A 16,242-nucleotide genomic window follows, 5' to 3' on the forward strand; every position below is an offset into this window, starting at 1 on the left:
GCTATTGATTTTATAGCCTCTAGCCGCGTAGCGTCCTAGCAGCGAAGCGCTCTAGGCTCTTAGATTGTTATCGCTTGATATCGCTTGATATCGCTCGCCACCGCTTGTCATCTAAATTCTAGGCTATTGATTTTATAGCCTTCTAGCAGCAAATAACAAATCAAACGAATAAGGATTCAAAATGAGTAGTAATGTAGATATTAACAATCGCCCCGATTACGACCATGTCATCCAAGATATCGCTGATTATGTATTAACGTTTGAAGTCTGCAGCGAAGAAGCTCTCGACACCGCTCGTAACTGTTTAATGGACACAATAGGTTGTGGGCTGCTCGCGCTGCGCTTTCCTGAGTGCACCAAACACCTCGGACCTATCGTACAAGGCACACTGGTGCCAAATGGCGCCCGAGTGCCAGGAACATCGCTGACGCTCGATCCGGTAAAAGCCGCGTGGGACATTGGTTGTATCATTCGTTGGCTCGATTACAACGACACTTGGTTAGCTGCTGAATGGGGGCATCCATCGGATAATTTAGGCGCCATTCTGGCCGTGGCGGATCATTTATCTCAAGTTAGACTGTCTAATGGCGAGCCGCCTCTCATGATGCGAGAAGTACTTGAAGCCATGGTCATGGCACATGAAATTCAAGGCGTGATCGCGCTAGAAAACGCGTTTAATCGGGTTGGTTTATGCCACGTTTTATTAGTACGAGTGGCCTCCACTGCGGTTGTCACTAAAATGATGGGCGGCAACAGAGAGCAAATCATGGCGGCAATATCTCAAGCTTGGGCCGATGGTGGTGCACTGCGCACCTATCGTCACGCACCAAATGCGGGCTCTCGTAAATCTTGGGCTGCGGGCGATGCCACCTCACGAGCGGTTTGTTTGGCCAACATGTCAATGCGCGGAGAAATGGGCATACCAAGCGTGTTAACCGCGCCACAATGGGGGTTTTATGATGTCTCTTTCTCGAAAACTAATAAAGACCAAGCGCTCAAACCCCAGGCTGAACGCCAGTTTTCATTTTCCCAAGACTATGGCTCTTATGTGATGGAAAACATCTTGTTTAAGATTTCCTTTCCTGCCGAGTTTCACGCGCAAACCGCCGCAGAAGCGTCGGTTATACTACATCCTCAGGTAAAATCTCGTTTGGCGGAGATTAACAAGATAGTGATCCGCACCCACGAGTCGGCCATTCGCATTATTTCAAAAACGGGTTCACTTGCCAACGCTGCGGACCGCGACCATTGCTTGCAATACATGATTGCGGTTCCGTTGGTGTTCGGCAGTTTGACCGCCGACCATTATGAAGACGATTTTCACGGCACACATCCCATCATCGATGAGCTGCGTGATAAAATGGAAATTGTCGAAGATAAGCGCTTTACGGCAGAGTATTTAGAAGCGGATAAACGCTCTATCGCCAATGCTATTCAGGTTTTCTTTAACAATGGCAGCAGTACAGAAGACGTGGTAGTAGAATACCCAGTGGGTCATCGCCGCCGTCGTAAAGAAGGAATGCCGCTATTGGAGCTGAAATTCAAAGCGAACTTAGCATCACGTTTCCCAAACCAGCAGTGCCAAACGATCGTCACTGTATGTAAAGATCAAGCTACGCTTGAGGCCACGCCAGTAAACCGCTTTATGGACTTATTTGTTATCGGGTTCTAGGTTCTTCTAGGACGGACTTCGTCCTGCTAGAATCTAGGGCGTGACTTCGTCACTGCTAGGATCGCTGCGCTGCTAGAGCGGACTTCGTCCTGCTAGGGACAGCTTCGCTGCTAAGATTGAGTCGCTGCGCGACTAGGCTGTTGCTGTTGCTATTGATTTTATAGCATCTAGCCGCGTAGCTTCCTAGCAGCGCAGCGCTCTAGGCTTTTTTGCTCGCTGTCGCTCGTCACCTAGCTCTAGTCTTTCGCTTTTGGCATGTATATATTGCAACATACACGGTCATATTGTTAGTGTTAACAGCAAGCGATGACTTTAATAACCAACAATTGATGGAGCGCCACTCATGGGATCTAACAATACTGATCAGCATAAACACAGTATCGCCACTTTTGCGGCCTTAAAAACCGCCATAGCGAATGGTGAAGAGCAGTTAGTAAAAGAATTGTTGGCAGACCAACCGATGCAAGATCTTGAAAAAAGCTATCTCATTGACTTAGCCGAAGTCACCAACAACCGCACTATCATAAAGCTGCTTAATGATATTCCCGTAAAGAAATAGGTTCACTCATCAAACAGTATCGGCACTGGATATTGGATGTCAGCCGGGAGAAGATCAATGCCCATTTCATCACCCAAACCGTCCCGTGAAGTGAAGTGGAAAATGTTATCGCAACACTCGCTCAATATACTCAGATGCAATCCTTCAAAAGACAGCAACACTCAGAAACGATAGCTACAACGGCAATGTTCAGTCAACCTTGACTGGCATTGACGGTATGCTTAAAGTCTGGCTGGTAATGATGCTGAAGTGGTGTTGGATCCTGTCGATATTGATATGTATGCCCTCAAAAAAGAGCATAAAATCATAGACAGATCTGCAGGTCAATTATCTTATTTTAAACGGACTAAAAACGTTGTCGGTCTTGCCCAGATTGACCTATATTGGTGTCAATTAAAAATACTGATAGGGCTGCATTTGCGTTTTAGCATTGATCCCACTCAAGTTTAGCGAATGCCAGACATCACGAGAACACCATTGCCAGCGCAGATGCCGCGATGTACGTTCCCAAAACATGCGGTAAAAACAGAATTAAAGTAGCCCCCATGACGTGAACAGACAAGAACACTGTCGCCGCTTTGGGAGGGGAATTTTAGAACGATTGAACAGATTGACATGGTATGACTGTGCCAATAACGCCATAATCCAGAGCGTCAAGAATAACAAAAAGTAAAAATCACTAACCAAAAACAGCGCTCCACACTTAACAACTTGAAATCAATGACTTAATCGCTAAATAGTTCTGGGCTATTTTACCTATTTTCACGCCTCACCACTAACACACCGATTAATAAAAAATTATATTTTTCAAGCTAAATCGATTAGAGTAGAACCTAGTAAAAAACAATAGAATTTTAAGGAACACTATGAGCACCATGCAACAAGCTTCATATCAAGAACTACAAAAATCTCTAGAATGTTATTTTACTGTTGATGAACAAGAGTATCTATTCCCTATATTGCTTAGCAGGGCTGGTGATTCTAGAAAGGCAATATTTTGGTTTAATAACGAACCAATACCCGCATTCGGTAACATCACTGCCTTATCGGTTTGTGCTAGTGGTGATGGTAAACAGTTCATCGATTACATCAAATCAACTCAGTTGGGTGGTGACGCTTAAACTAGGGGTCATTGGGGTCAGAGTAAACTTTATAGGGGCGTTGATAGGAGCATGTTTAAATGGCGTGCTCGATGATTGTGTTCGTGGTTACCCAACTCTGTACTTGAGAGTTATATATTAATCTTTTTTGTAGATTTGTTTCAATACCTTACTGCAAAATCATCAACTTTTTTATCACTTGAGAATAACTGCCAGTATTTAATGTACGATCACCAGTACTCAACAAAAAAATATCAAACTATATTATAAATGATCAAACACTATTAAGAATTATCAAACTTTAATATAAACGCACACATGGGCTCATTATCTAGGATAGAAAAGCCATTTTACACACCCACAAAATGCCACGATAAGTCACCGCTATAGCACTTTTGCGATGATCATTAGCCGTGTTGAGTTGATGTCAAACACAGGTTTGGCTGAGCGTTCCTGAGCAACCACACCGAACAAACACCATCGCGCATTACAGTATTATGATGTCAACACGCCAAGCTCATGTTTAACGCTTAAGAAGAATGACGTTAATAAGTATTTCTGCGCTTGCTTGTAAACCTGTTATCGCCTCATATTCTGCGACTCGTTGATCCCTGACATCATTCGACAAATTTATGATCGCCAAGTCATCATATTCAAGTACGTCATAAACGATGAAAACAAAAAAAACAATAAGCATAAATATTGCAAGTGAGTCTTTTACCCTTTTTTTTTAAAGAATTAACTGACAGGCAAAACTCAACCTTTATAGCCTTGAATGGTTACCTTGTAAGCTTATCGCAAAAAAACGTTAATATTTATACCATCTTCCTCGCTAGCATTCGTCTAAATTTTAGACTAACGTTAAAACAATGTGAAAAACAATAGCACCATACTGGCCAATTTAACGGGGAGACCAAGATGAATACCTTAGGCCAATGCAAGCAACTATGGGTGCTAATAAGTTATATCTTTATACTGATGCCCATGGGCATAGTTAATGCTAAAGATTGGTCTGTACCAGAGACCCTCGTGGATAAAGTATCTGCACTAGAAACGGATCAACAAACCTTCATAACAAGTGGTGACGCTCTCAAATTCCTACCTGAACGACAGCTAGTGCATGAAATTAGAAGCCGAGATATCCCAAAGTTAAAAGTGCTTATAAACGACATAATGGCAGTTGCTGCGCAAATGACTTACGACCCAGCAAAAGATATGGGCGCTATTCCTTTAAATACTTCAAATACCGACTTTTACCGCAGTATTGTGACACCTGCTCCGCTAAGAAAAATGAAACGCGAAGACGGTCCCTTTAGTGTTAGCAGATATATGTTTCCAACATCGGGCATATCAACATTTGCTGGCGCGAAAGTAGCCATTTATCCAGAAGATTTAGTAGCAGGAAATGTAGACGTAGCCATTATTGGTATTCCTAGCGATATGAGTAGCGGTCGGCGTAATGCTGAATATGCCCCCCGATATATGCGTGCAATGAAGACAATAGATACTCGCGACATACAAACCTTATTAGACCCAATGGAAGTATTAAGTATTGTCGACTACGGTGACTTTCAGGTCGACAATATGAGTGGCGAAAGATCAGTTGATCATATTATCAAAATGGTCGCTGAAACCTCATCGACAAATGCTATCCCCATGATGGTCGGCGGCGACACTTCAATTTTATACCCTGCGGTAAAAGGAATTGCTCTGAATAAGGGGCAAAAGACCTTTGGTCTTGTGCATTTTAGCGCGCATCCAGATGCTGAGCGACAAATAGCGAATACCATTTCAGATACCCAAACTATATTTAGGCTCATTAATGAAAAAATTGTTGATGGTAATGATGTCGTTCAAATAGGCTTGCGCGGACAATCTGTCGATATTGATACGCTGCAATGGCTCCGAGAACAAGGCGTAAAATATCACACCATGGCAGAAATAAATAAGCGCGGTATATCAAGCGTAATTAAAAAAGTGAAAAAGGAAATAACCCGAGGCCCTGATCAAATATTTGTATCGATAGATGTCAGTGTTATTGAGCCAACGCAAATGATATCTGCAGGTCGTATTGCTTCGAATGGCCTAACGTTGAAAGATGTGACAGAAGCAATAAGGTACTTATGCGCGGCTAAAGATATAGTAGGTTTTGAAATTACGGATATGTCGCCTATGTTAGATTATTCGCGCCTTTCTGCCGTAAATGCTAATGCCGTTTTAAATGCTTGTCTAGTGGGGGTAGCGGTTCGCGAAGCCGGACTAAAACCTGATTATGTGCATCCTTTGGCGCTTAGCCATGGGAATTAATACAACAGGTAAATCATTTTCACAAGCCCATAAACAAGGAAGTGTAATTATGCGTGTATCCAACACTAGCGCCCTAATGTGTAAAGTCCTCGCACTGGCGGGATTATTTAGTATCTCTCTTTTTGCGCTTGCACAGGACACCTCCGGGCATGTTACAGGCACTAATCCTTATCCATATAATACTGTGGACCCGCGTGAAGAAGTACCAGAACCAATTGAGCTTCCCGACGACGTGTTACCTATGTTAGAAAGTCTTTCACCCGAAGATATAGAGTTATTGAAAAGCGGCAGAGCCAAAAAATACACAGGCGGTGCTGATGGAATTAAAGAGAGCATTTCAGCGTTTACACCCGACGAATTGCAAGCTTGGGTAGATGCCATAAGAACAGTACTTGAAGCTAGTGTATATATAGAAGGAAGAGATTCACCTAACATACCACTTAATACAGAATCGGAAGAATTCAACGCTTGGCGTGTGCTTCGTCCGCGCTCTCTCGATCCAGAGCGCGATGCAGGACCACTTAATCTTGGTCGTTACAATGGTTTTGGCGGCCCACAAACTTTTGGTGGTTTCCCATTAGCACTAACTAAAGAAGATTTAATCGCCGGTGAAGTAGACGTAGCTATTCTTGGCGCGCCACTGAATATGGGCAGCGGATGGCGAGACTCTGGTCCACGTGCAACCGCTGAACTGCGCATTCATGGGCGAGGCATGGGAAGCCTTGATCAGTATGTTTTAGTAAAAGGTTCATCGGTCCTTAAGATTGTAGACTATGGCGATGTAGCGGTAGATAACTTAAGTACCGAGCGCTCTATGGAACATATTCGCTCACTAGTGCGTGAAATAGCCGAGACCGGCGCTGTTCCTATTATTGTGGGCGGTGACCATTCACTTTCATACCCCAATATAGCCGGTATTGCAGACGTGTATGGTAAAGAGAAAGTGTCGGTTATCCACTTCGATTCGCACTATGATGCATGGTGGGGCGGTGCTCATCTTATTAGCCATGGATTACCCGTATACCGACTGTTAATTGAAGGTCACGTCAGGGCCGCAGATTATATTCAAATGGGCTTAAGGGCATCAGGTCCAGATAAGGTTGCTTTTAAGTGGATGCGCGAACAAGGAATGCGTTATCACACTATGGCGGAAATTGAACGCCGTGGTTGGGAAGCCGTAATTGATCGCGTGGTAGCTGAGGCAAGTGAAGAAGGGCGAAAACTGTTTATCTCCTTTGATATAGACGTGATTGACCCTGCATTCACTGTCGCGACGGGAACACCTGTTCCTGGTGGATTGAATATGCGAGAATCCATCTCGATTGTAAGACGATTATGTTCAGAATCAAATGTGGTTGGGTTTGATCTTGTAGAATTGCATCCTGCATTAGACCCCACCTATCGCACTACCCAAAATAGCGTTCATATTATCAAAGCCTGTATAACCGGCCTTGCTATGCGTAAAGAAGGTCTTACCGACAAACATTATCTTAGCCCTGTTTCTAGTGAACATGCGATTGACAATTATTATGGCGACCAGCAAAAATATATTGATGCTACTGCCGCTGAAGTTGCTAAAGAAAAAGAGAAAGAGGAGGAGGATAAAAAAAGAAGTGAAGAAGAGCAGTAGAGCTAGAGTATAAGTAAAACAAAACATGATATTTTTCTATGCAACAGGTGCCGTTGTTATTGTTTTAGGCGTTGCTAGCTGGCAGTCGGATCAGGGCTATTTTTTCCACGTTGTGATGTCGTCACTTGTGCTCCAAGGTTACTGTTAGGCGCAAACATCACGAACTAGGGAGTAATCCAAAACGCGTAAGGTTGAGTCTAGGAGGCGGAATTAACGCCGCTAATTTGCCAATGAAGTCGATTGGGTCAAAAAAACGTGAGTTGTACCATCACGATATGGCGTCTTCAATTCATAACGCACTTTTACATGTGGCGTCACTACATAGCCCCCGTAAGAAACCATTTCCAAGCCGACCGCAGCGCAAGAATTCATCAAACTCTCCTTCCACATATTTGGGTAATCCTTTTCCTTACTCGAAAAGTTTGCTGTAAAGTCAGGGTATTATCGTTCGACCAACTGATTAAGCAAGGTAGTTTCTGGCCGATGGCGCTTATATTTCTCACTTTGTTGTAATGGCAGCACATTCGTTCGTCCTTGAATTCTGTGCAGATAAGTGTGGCAAAAAAAGGCGCAATTAACAACTGCACTATGAGCCGGATCGGGTGTACTAAATGACCGATTTAGTACCGTGTTATTAATACTTAGAAGTGAACTTTGAATGTCCGCCATGGAACAAAACAAATGAAAGCCAAGCGCAATCCCAACTACCTTGAAACGATTATATTTGGCAGGTGAGTTTTCATACTCTTGCCCTTCCCACCAGCCCCTATTACAGGCGCTACCACAATATCCAGTTTTGGTTACTTAAATCTATTATTCACCATATAATGTAACCATTTTTGCACTTTAACAAGAGTCATCAACAGTAGCGTTGACAAGGTAAGCTTAAAGTCCTAAATTAAATACATTAGGTGGATTTATTTCATTTAAGGTAACCATTTAAGGACTTTAAAAATGAGCAACATGACCGCCTCAGCTTTTGCTGAAGAGATCGGTGAGCGCTTGAAGCAAGCGCGTCTTAATCGAGATCTCACTCAATCAGAGGTTGCCGTTCTTGCTGGTGTAGCACGTAAAACGGTACTGAATGCTGAAAAAGGTAAAGTGCAACTAGAGATTTTGATCGCCATTATGATGGCACTAGATCTGACAGATCAGATAGACCGGTTTCTTCCTAAACAAGAAATTTCCCCGTTACAATTGGCGAAATTACAAGGAAAGAAAAGGCAAAGAGCATCTGGACAACGCCGCGACACAGATGAGGAAACGCCCGAATGGTAATGGAAGTCATCAAGATCACATACCAAGAACATGAGGTTGGTGCGGTGAGTTTTGATACCGACAAAGGCATGGGCGCATTTGAATATGACCCTAGCTTTGTGAAAAAAGGAATCGAACTGTCCCCTATCAAAATGCCATTATCCAAGCGCATTTATAGCTTCCCTGAACTAGATTTCAATACGTTCAAAGGGCTACCCGGACTAATTGCAGATTCATTACCCGACGACTTTGGTAATGCAGTTCTCAACGCATGGGTTGCTGGGCAAGGTCGTTCACCCAATGACATCACACCACTGCAACGGCTTCAATATACTGGTAAGCGAGGCATGGGAGCATTGGAGTATGCGCCAGCAACACAATTACGCAGTCTCAATGCTTCGCAGCAAGTAGAAATCAAGTCGCTAGTATCGATCGCACAAGAAATCTTGGATTCCCGTGGCCATTTCGACGTTGAGTTAAAACAACATGGCCAAGAAGAACGAGAAGCAATGATGTCTTTACTCTCGGTAGGCATGAGCGCAGGAGGAGCCAGACCCAAAGCGGTATTGGCCTTCAATGAGGATTTTACTCAGGTTCGTTCTGGCCAGGCCACCGTCCCTGATGGTTTTACTCATTACCTAATGAAATTTGATGGTGTAAGTGAACATAATAAAAACCAAGAAACCTTTGGCGACCCTCTTGGCTATGGGGCTATGGAGTTTGTCTATCACTTAATGGCTAAAAAGTGCGGTGTCGATATGATGCCATGTCGCTTGCTTCAAGAAGGCAATCGAAGACATTTTATTACTCAACGATTTGATCGAATGAAAAATAAAAAGGTACACGTACAAACGCTTAATGGCATAGCACACGTGGACTATAAAAAGCCTGGCTCATTCTCTTATGCTGAATTATTTGGTATAGCCAGACAGTTAAAACTCTCTGCACCTGAAGCTGAACAACTACTAAAACGCATGACCTTTAACATAATTGCCCGAAATCATGACGATCACTCAAAAAACGTCGCCTTTATTCTAAAAAATGACAAATGGTCACTTGCTCCAGCTTATGATCTTGCATACAGCTATAAGCCCGGCAGCAAATGGGTCAATAGCCACTGGATGAGCTTAAATGGGAAAAGAGATAATTTTAGTCGTTCTGATTTCTACAGCTTAGAAAAACTAAGCCCACTCTTTAGCAAAAGAAAGATTGACGACATCCTTGATGAAACTATCGAGCATGTATCAAGTTGGCGTAATCTTGCCGAAGCGTGGGATGTTCCAAAAACACTCATAAATGAAATAAACACAAATTTGCGTCTGGAAATTTAGCAATAGGACGGACTGCGTCCTGCTAGGATCTAGGGCGTGACTTCGTCACTGCTAGGATCGCTTCGCTGCTAAGATTGAGTCGCTCCGCGACTAGGCTGTTGATTGTATAGCCTCTAGCCGCGAAGCGTCCTAGCAGCGCAGCGTTCTAGGCTATTGATCTTATAGCCTCTAGCCGCGTAGCGTCCTAGCAGCGAAGCGCTCTAGGCTGTTGCTATTGATTTTATAGCATCTAGCCGCGTAGCGTCCTCGAAGACCGAAGGTCGTCCTAGCAGCCGCAGCGCTCTAGGCTTTTTTGTTCGCTACCGCTTGTCATCGCTCGTTACCGCTCGTTACCGCTCGCCATCATTCTCTAGTCTTTTGTCAGCAAAATATGCAGCAAATTATCCTGAAAAGTAATATTGCCCGGCAACCGGCTATGTTGCTCGCAAATCATGACCGCGTATTGCAACGGGAAGTAACTGTATTGGTGTCTTGGCTGCAGCGGATCCAGCGCGGTTTTGGCCAGTAATGATTGCTTACTTACCGCACCATCGCCCGGTTCCAGCATTAGCGCCTCATAATCAATATTCTTCAGCGGCGCTTTTATTTCTTTTGGCCATAACCTAACAAAAGATTCGTTATCAATATCTTCAATCAAAATTCGGGCAGGTGTTTGATGACAATCACCGCCGAACACAATAAGTTGCTCCGCCGGATCGTCATTTTTAACACTCAACGACCACACAAAACGCCGCGCTCTCTCCAGCTGCTTATACAGGTCGTCGGTTGACACAAGCGCAATGTTATCTGACTGAGTAGACTCCTTGTCCAGGCTAAAAGGCCCCCATTGCAACGCTTGCCAAACATCAATATCAAAGATATCTCGGTGCAAAACCTGACCTTTACCGCCAACAACAGCATTTCTCAATGGATGGGGTAATAACTGATAGCTACTGGGGAAAGTTTGTAATACTTCGGCGGGGATATGATTAAAACCGACAGGGGCACCGGTGAGTAATTGCTGCAATGCCGATACCGAACCAAAATTGGGCGTACCGAGCAAAATGACCTTACGGGTTTTGTTGAGTCCGCTATTATTAATGGCAAATTCATTGCTGTTTAGCACGTCTTGTTGGCCATACCTTAGCCAGTAACGTGTGATTAACCCGCCCATGCTATGAGCAACAATATCAACACGAAGCTTTGGGTTAGCATAGTCCAGCCTTATTTGCTCAACAAACTGGTCCAGTTTGGCTGCAGTGTGCTGTAAATCCTCACGCCAGTCGTACTCAAAGCGGTAATAGTGCCGTTTATTGGCAACCGCCGCATCACCAACCTGGCTAAAATGATAACCACCAGCGGTGAGCAAAGTGTCTTCGATAGTGCCGTAATAATCAAATCCAGCAACCCTATCGGTAATACCACAAACATAAAGTGGCACATCACCTGTCAACGCCAAATCGGCATAACTGCCAAACAGCAGTGTACTAATTGCCCCCGGCCATTTTTCGGTACCAGAGGCATCGCACAACCTAGCACCAAAAGCACCATGAATTAAAATTACCGGCGGCACATCGCTATTAACAGAACTCTGATAAATACGCTGCAGATCAGGAGCAATAATGTTGCACCCTGCAATTGACAGCACACAGCACATCAACACAAAATATTTTAAAATCACTGTAATCTCTCCATCTCCTGCTAGGATCTAGGAACTCGCAGGCTCGCCAGAGGGCGGACTTCGTCCTGCTAGTGTCGCTGCGCTGCTAGAACGGACTTCGTCCTGCTAGGATCTAGGGCGTGACTCCGTCACTGCTAGGATCGCTACGCTGCTAGAGCGGACTGCGTCCTGCTAGGGACAGCTTCGCTGCTAAGATTTTATAGCCTCTAGCCGCGTAGCGTCCTAGCAGCGTAGCGTTCTAGGCTGTTGCTATTGATTGTATAGCCTCTAGCCGCGTAGCGTCCTAGCAGCGCAGCGTTCTAGGCTGTCGCTATTGATTTTATAGCCTCTAGCCGCGAAGCGTCCTAGCAGCGCAGCGCTCTAGGCACTTGCTTTAGCTTTTATTGGCCAAACATCAAATCCACTGCTAAGTTAACTAACCGTATTACATACAATTAAAGGACTAACATGCAGATCATTCACCATGGAGCGGTAAACGGAGTCACAGGGTCATGCCATCAACTGGAGGTGAACAATTACAGTCATAACCACAACAATAATATCAGCAGTTATCTTATCGATTGCGGCCTGTTTCAAGGCGCTGAAACCGCCGGACAAAGTTCAGCTGAACAGCTGCAAATAAGCTTTGATATCAACAATATCAAAGCCCTCATTGTGACTCATTGCCACATCGACCACGTCGGGCGTATTCCCTACTTGCTGGCAGCAGGATTTGACCAACCTATCTATGCCACCACCGCCACAGCAGCGCTATTACCTCTGGTCATAGAAGACGCCTTAAAAGTCGGCGTCACCCGCGATAAAAAACTCATTCAAGCCTGCATCAATCGACTCAACAAACTGCTTGTTGCGGTCGATTACGGCCAGTGGATAACACTGCCAATCAACCTCCCCACAGCAACAAAAACAGCAAGCGAAACTGAAACAAAGCCACTAACGTATACCAAAGCCAAACTCAAGTTTAAGCCTGCCGGACATATACTCGGCTCGGCGTATGTTGAAATAGACTTAACCGGCCCTAAAAGCAGCCACCGAGTGGTATTTTCGGGCGACTTAGGAGCAAGCTACGCGCCGTTACTTGCTAGCCCTAAAAGCCCATACAAAGCCGATACCTTAGTGATTGAATCCACCTATGGCGATAAAAATCATCAAGGCCGCAAGGATCGCAGCAAACAGCTCAAAAACATCATCGAGAAAGCCGTAAAAGATAATGGAGTGGTACTCATCCCCGCATTTAGCATCGGCAGAACCCAAGAGCTACTGTACGAATTTGAACAGATTATTTACCGTAATAAGCACAACCCAATGTGGCAAAACATCGACATTATCGTCGACTCCCCCATGGCGGCTAACTTCACCCAAAAGTATAGTCAATTCAAAAAATTATGGGACAACGAAGCCAAAAGAAAACTGGCCCAAGGACGCCATCCGCTCGACTTTAATCAATTAATCACCATCGACAGCCATCAAGACCATCTCGCCGTGATCAACTATTTAGACTCAGTCAATAAACCCGCCATCATCATTGCCGCATCAGGCATGTGCACTGGCGGGCGGATCAGCAACTACCTCGCCCGCTTTTTATCCAAGCCTACCACCGACATCCTTTTTGTCGGTTACCAAGCCAGAGGCACTACCGGCCGAGACATTCAAACCTACGGCCCCCAAGGCGGATACGTCTATATTGACGATATAAAGATAGACATCAAAGCCTCCATCCACACCATCAGCGGCTACTCCGCCCACGCCGATCAACACAACCTCATCAATTTTGTTAAACGCATGCACCACAAACCTAAACATATTCGTATTGTTCATGGCGATGATGAGGCTAAACAAGCGTTGGCCTCAGCATATCAAGCATTGTTACCCATGGCAGAGATTGAGATCGGTAAAGCGTAACAACACCAAACGGCAATCAAAAACAGTTCACCGGTGAGATGACAAGTTAATGACCAAATTTAACTCTGACACCTGCGTTAGTAATAAACCCATCATTACGAGACCAGATATCAGTAGTCCACTGGCCGCCTGGCGATCTATTAGGCAGTAACATAGGATGTTCATCGGTTTGTTTTACATCGAGTAAGTTTTCTAAGTTAATAAACCAACTGACTCTGCCAACAGTAATTTCGCCCATTAAACCAAGATGCCAATAAGGATTGGTTTCATCAATATAAGGGTTATCGTTAACGTTTTGAGTGCCGGTATAATAAGCTTCAAAGCCCGCTCTAAAATTGCCATGTTGCTCCCACATAGCGACAAAACCACCAGAATGACGTGGTGTTAAGGCAATGGCTCTTCTGCCGTCCCCGTCGGGTGACACTTCAGTTGCATCTAGATACAAGTAACTTGCGGTCAACTTAACATCGCCTAAATAGTAACGCAGCAACACTTCAGAACCACGGATCTGACTTTCGCCGGGTGCATTAACCAACCTAACAGCGTCTAAGGAACCATCGTTATTGACAGAGAAAGCCTGTAAACCCGTGACGTTATCTACATTCGAGCCAAACAAGGTCAAACTAGTTTCCACATCATCAAAGGTATAACTAACATCAAGCGATGCCGTTTTAGCGCGCTCTTCTTGTAAGTTGTCAATTGGTGCTAACCTTGATAATCCTGCAGCCTCAATCTCTTCAACAAACGGTGTAGGAGCAAAGTACCCTTCCCCATAAGAGCCTCTTATGGTTAAGTCACTTGGGCGATAAAGCACCGACACTCTTGGGCTAAATTGAGTACCATATTCACTGTGATCATCAATACGCGCACTGTAAGAAGTGGTGATTTGGTCTGTCAGCTCATAATCAAGTTGAGCAAATGCACCCGGCACTTTATAAGAATAATCAAACTCAGGAAAAGTCTCAGAGGCAAAGATTTCAGACTGATAGGCTAAACCAACAACCCAATCACTGTTATCGGTATAACCTGCGATGCTATTTTCAAGCAAATAACTCTCGTGTTGATCTTCTTCTATATCGGCACCATAAACATGCACATGATCTTGTACCATCGCCGATGCGCGAGTATTAAACGTCAATGACTCTAATAACGGCATACTAAACACAAGGCCGCCATCAAGCCTGTCTGAATCTTGCGATTGCTCAAACGAAGTTCCATCAGCGACCGTATTATCACCTAAAGTACCGCCAGTACGCTGCTCGGTCATAAACCCGCTAGTCACATACAGTGTTTGTCCTTCTTGTCCTTCCCAAAATAATCGAGGACGTACAGTGTATCGCTCATAACCTGCCAGATCGATCCAGCCGTCATTATCTATATCTTGCTTGTCTTGATAATGAGCACCTGCCGTCACCGACCCTTTTACATTCTCGCTCAATGGTGACTCAAAATAGGTGGTCACATCCTGACCATCGCGCGTGGTTGCATTGACCAACACTTCACCGCTTAATTCATCACTAGGCGTTCGAGACACAAGGTTAATTACCCCGCCGAGTGCTGAACCACCATAAAGTGATGACGCCGAGCCTTTAATAATTTCAACGCGACTTAAATCAGTCGGCGGCACTTGCAACAAACCAATCGATCCTGCTTGATTACCGTACAGCGGTAGACCATCGGCCAGTAATTGGGTATAACGACCATACAAGCCTTGTAGGCGAATATTAGCACTGCCTAACGCAGGTGAAGTTGTTTGTAATCTTACCCCACCCGTTTCTGCCACCAGCATAGAAATATTACCCGGTCTCATCGCTGCTTTTTCTTCAATCTCTTCGCGGTTAATGACCTCAACTCGAATAGGTTGTTCATCGGCAATTCGCCCAGAGCGAGTGGCTTGTATGACAATGGTTTCCATTTCATCTTCGTGTTCAGGCTCGTGTTCATCGACATCCGCTTTTGGGGCATCATGCTCAGAATGTTCATGGTTTTCAGTGTGGCTCTTACTGTCATTCTCACTGTGATTTGCACTCTGTCCAGACGTATTTATCGACTCATCCACCACACTGGCTTCACTCACCCCAATAACACCTAGCGACAAAATTAATGACGCCGCGGAATAACTCAACATACAACTTCCTTTTAACAACACATTACCGAAAATGATATGCTTAAGCTTAAAGGTTACAGCCACTGGAAGGTCAATATGAAAATAAGTGAATTGGCATCAATTGCCCAGGTATCGGTTAAAACCATCCGATATTATGAGCAAATTGGTTTACTCTCTCCGCCAATCCGTACCAGTAATGGCTATCGTCATTACCAACAAAAAGACATTGAGACATTAGTGTTCATAAGACGATGCAGAGAATTAAACATCGGACTCGATGACATCAAGCGCTTGGTTGATACACAACAAGACCCAAAATCGTCGTGCGCACTAGTCGACAATATCATTGCCGAACAACTTGCCCGCATTCAACAAACCCAGCGAGAGTTGGCATTACTAGAACAATCATTAGCGGCACTCGCGAGCTGCTGTAAAAGCCATCAGATCAAAGATTGCAGTATTTTACAAACGCTGAAATCGGTTTAAGTGAATTAAAACAGTACCTTATCGATACCGTTAGCAAAGGCGATGGGGTAATCCAGTGAACATTTGCAATGAGTGTTCGCCTTTCGGGAGCTAACGATTTTCGATTTTCCAGCATGTGGAAAACGCTATTTTGTTAACTGAGTGAGGTGCTGAGATAACGATTTTCGATTTTCCACTATGTGGAAAAGGCTATTTTGTTAACTGAGAGGGTGTCGTGGGATAACGAATTTC

General features: G+C 44.4%; 11 protein-coding genes and 1 pseudogene. 9 read left to right on the forward strand and 3 right to left on the reverse strand.

What is annotated here, in order from left to right:
• Positions 1-181: 181 nt before the first annotated feature.
• The 5 genes from prpD to AAEY93_RS09805 all read left to right on the forward strand — a co-directional run bounded on the left by prpD (position 182) and on the right by AAEY93_RS09805 (position 7,268).
• Entirely contained in the window at positions 182-1,672 is a 1,491-nt protein-coding gene (gene prpD, locus AAEY93_RS09785; RefSeq protein ID WP_351076497.1) for a 2-methylcitrate dehydratase, read from the forward strand.
• Between the two features lie 343 nt (positions 1,673-2,015).
• Positions 2,016-2,231 (forward strand): hypothetical protein, encoded by a 216-nt coding sequence (locus AAEY93_RS09790; RefSeq protein WP_351076500.1) that lies wholly within the window; start codon positions 2,016-2,018, stop codon positions 2,229-2,231.
• Positions 2,232-3,097: 866 nt separating this feature from the next.
• Positions 3,098-3,352 carry a hypothetical protein gene (locus AAEY93_RS09795; protein WP_351076503.1) on the forward strand — a complete coding sequence of 85 codons (255 nt, stop codon included), beginning with the start codon at positions 3,098-3,100 and terminating at the stop codon, positions 3,350-3,352.
• A gap of 897 nt (positions 3,353-4,249) precedes the next feature.
• Entirely contained in the window at positions 4,250-5,638 is a 1,389-nt protein-coding gene (locus AAEY93_RS09800) for an agmatinase family protein (RefSeq protein WP_351076505.1), read from the forward strand.
• Between the two features lie 49 nt (positions 5,639-5,687).
• A complete protein-coding gene (locus AAEY93_RS09805) occupies positions 5,688-7,268 on the forward strand; it encodes an agmatinase family protein (protein ID WP_351076508.1) in 1,581 nt (526 codons plus the stop codon).
• Positions 7,269-7,369: 101 nt separating this feature from the next.
• Here the strand turns inward: AAEY93_RS09805 and AAEY93_RS09810 are convergent.
• Positions 7,370-7,574 (reverse strand): annotated as a pseudogene (locus AAEY93_RS09810) (transposase); the annotation flags it as partial.
• A 648-nt stretch (positions 7,575-8,222) separates the two neighbouring features.
• Between AAEY93_RS09810 and AAEY93_RS09815 the strand changes: the two are divergent.
• Together AAEY93_RS09815 and AAEY93_RS09820 are read left to right on the forward strand one after the other, a co-directional pair.
• On the forward strand, positions 8,223-8,546 hold the full coding sequence (locus AAEY93_RS09815; RefSeq protein ID WP_351076511.1) for a helix-turn-helix transcriptional regulator: 324 nt from the start codon (positions 8,223-8,225) through the stop codon (positions 8,544-8,546).
• Positions 8,540-9,856, forward strand: coding sequence for a type II toxin-antitoxin system HipA family toxin (locus AAEY93_RS09820; protein ID WP_351076513.1), 1,317 nt, complete (start codon positions 8,540-8,542; stop codon positions 9,854-9,856). Before AAEY93_RS09815 ends, AAEY93_RS09820 begins: the two co-directional genes overlap by 7 nt.
• 349 nt (positions 9,857-10,205) lie before the next feature.
• Here AAEY93_RS09820 and AAEY93_RS09825 read toward each other — a convergent pair whose 3' ends face one another.
• Positions 10,206-11,516: an esterase/lipase family protein gene (locus AAEY93_RS09825; RefSeq protein ID WP_351076516.1), complete on the reverse strand. Its 1,311-nt coding sequence runs from the start codon at positions 11,514-11,516 to the stop codon at positions 10,206-10,208.
• Positions 11,517-11,963: 447 nt separating this feature from the next.
• Between AAEY93_RS09825 and AAEY93_RS09830 the strand changes: the two genes are divergently transcribed.
• Positions 11,964-13,418, forward strand: coding sequence for an MBL fold metallo-hydrolase RNA specificity domain-containing protein (locus AAEY93_RS09830; RefSeq protein ID WP_351076519.1), 1,455 nt, complete (start codon positions 11,964-11,966; stop codon positions 13,416-13,418).
• A 46-nt stretch (positions 13,419-13,464) separates the two neighbouring features.
• Here AAEY93_RS09830 and AAEY93_RS09835 read toward each other — a convergent pair whose 3' ends face one another.
• Complete coding sequence (locus AAEY93_RS09835; protein ID WP_351076522.1) at positions 13,465-15,546, reverse strand: TonB-dependent receptor plug domain-containing protein; 2,082 nt, start codon at positions 15,544-15,546, stop codon at positions 13,465-13,467.
• A gap of 75 nt (positions 15,547-15,621) precedes the next feature.
• Between AAEY93_RS09835 and AAEY93_RS09840 the strand changes: the two genes are divergently transcribed.
• The gene (locus AAEY93_RS09840) at positions 15,622-16,011 is read left to right on the forward strand and encodes a Cd(II)/Pb(II)-responsive transcriptional regulator (protein ID WP_124731663.1); all 390 of its coding nucleotides are present in this window, start codon (positions 15,622-15,624) and stop codon (positions 16,009-16,011) included.
• Positions 16,012-16,242 lie beyond the last annotated feature (231 nt).

The organism is Shewanella sp. CAL98-MNA-CIBAN-0140 (assembly GCF_040309905.1).
Classification (GTDB): Bacteria; Pseudomonadota; Gammaproteobacteria; order Enterobacterales; family Shewanellaceae; genus Shewanella; species Shewanella psychromarinicola.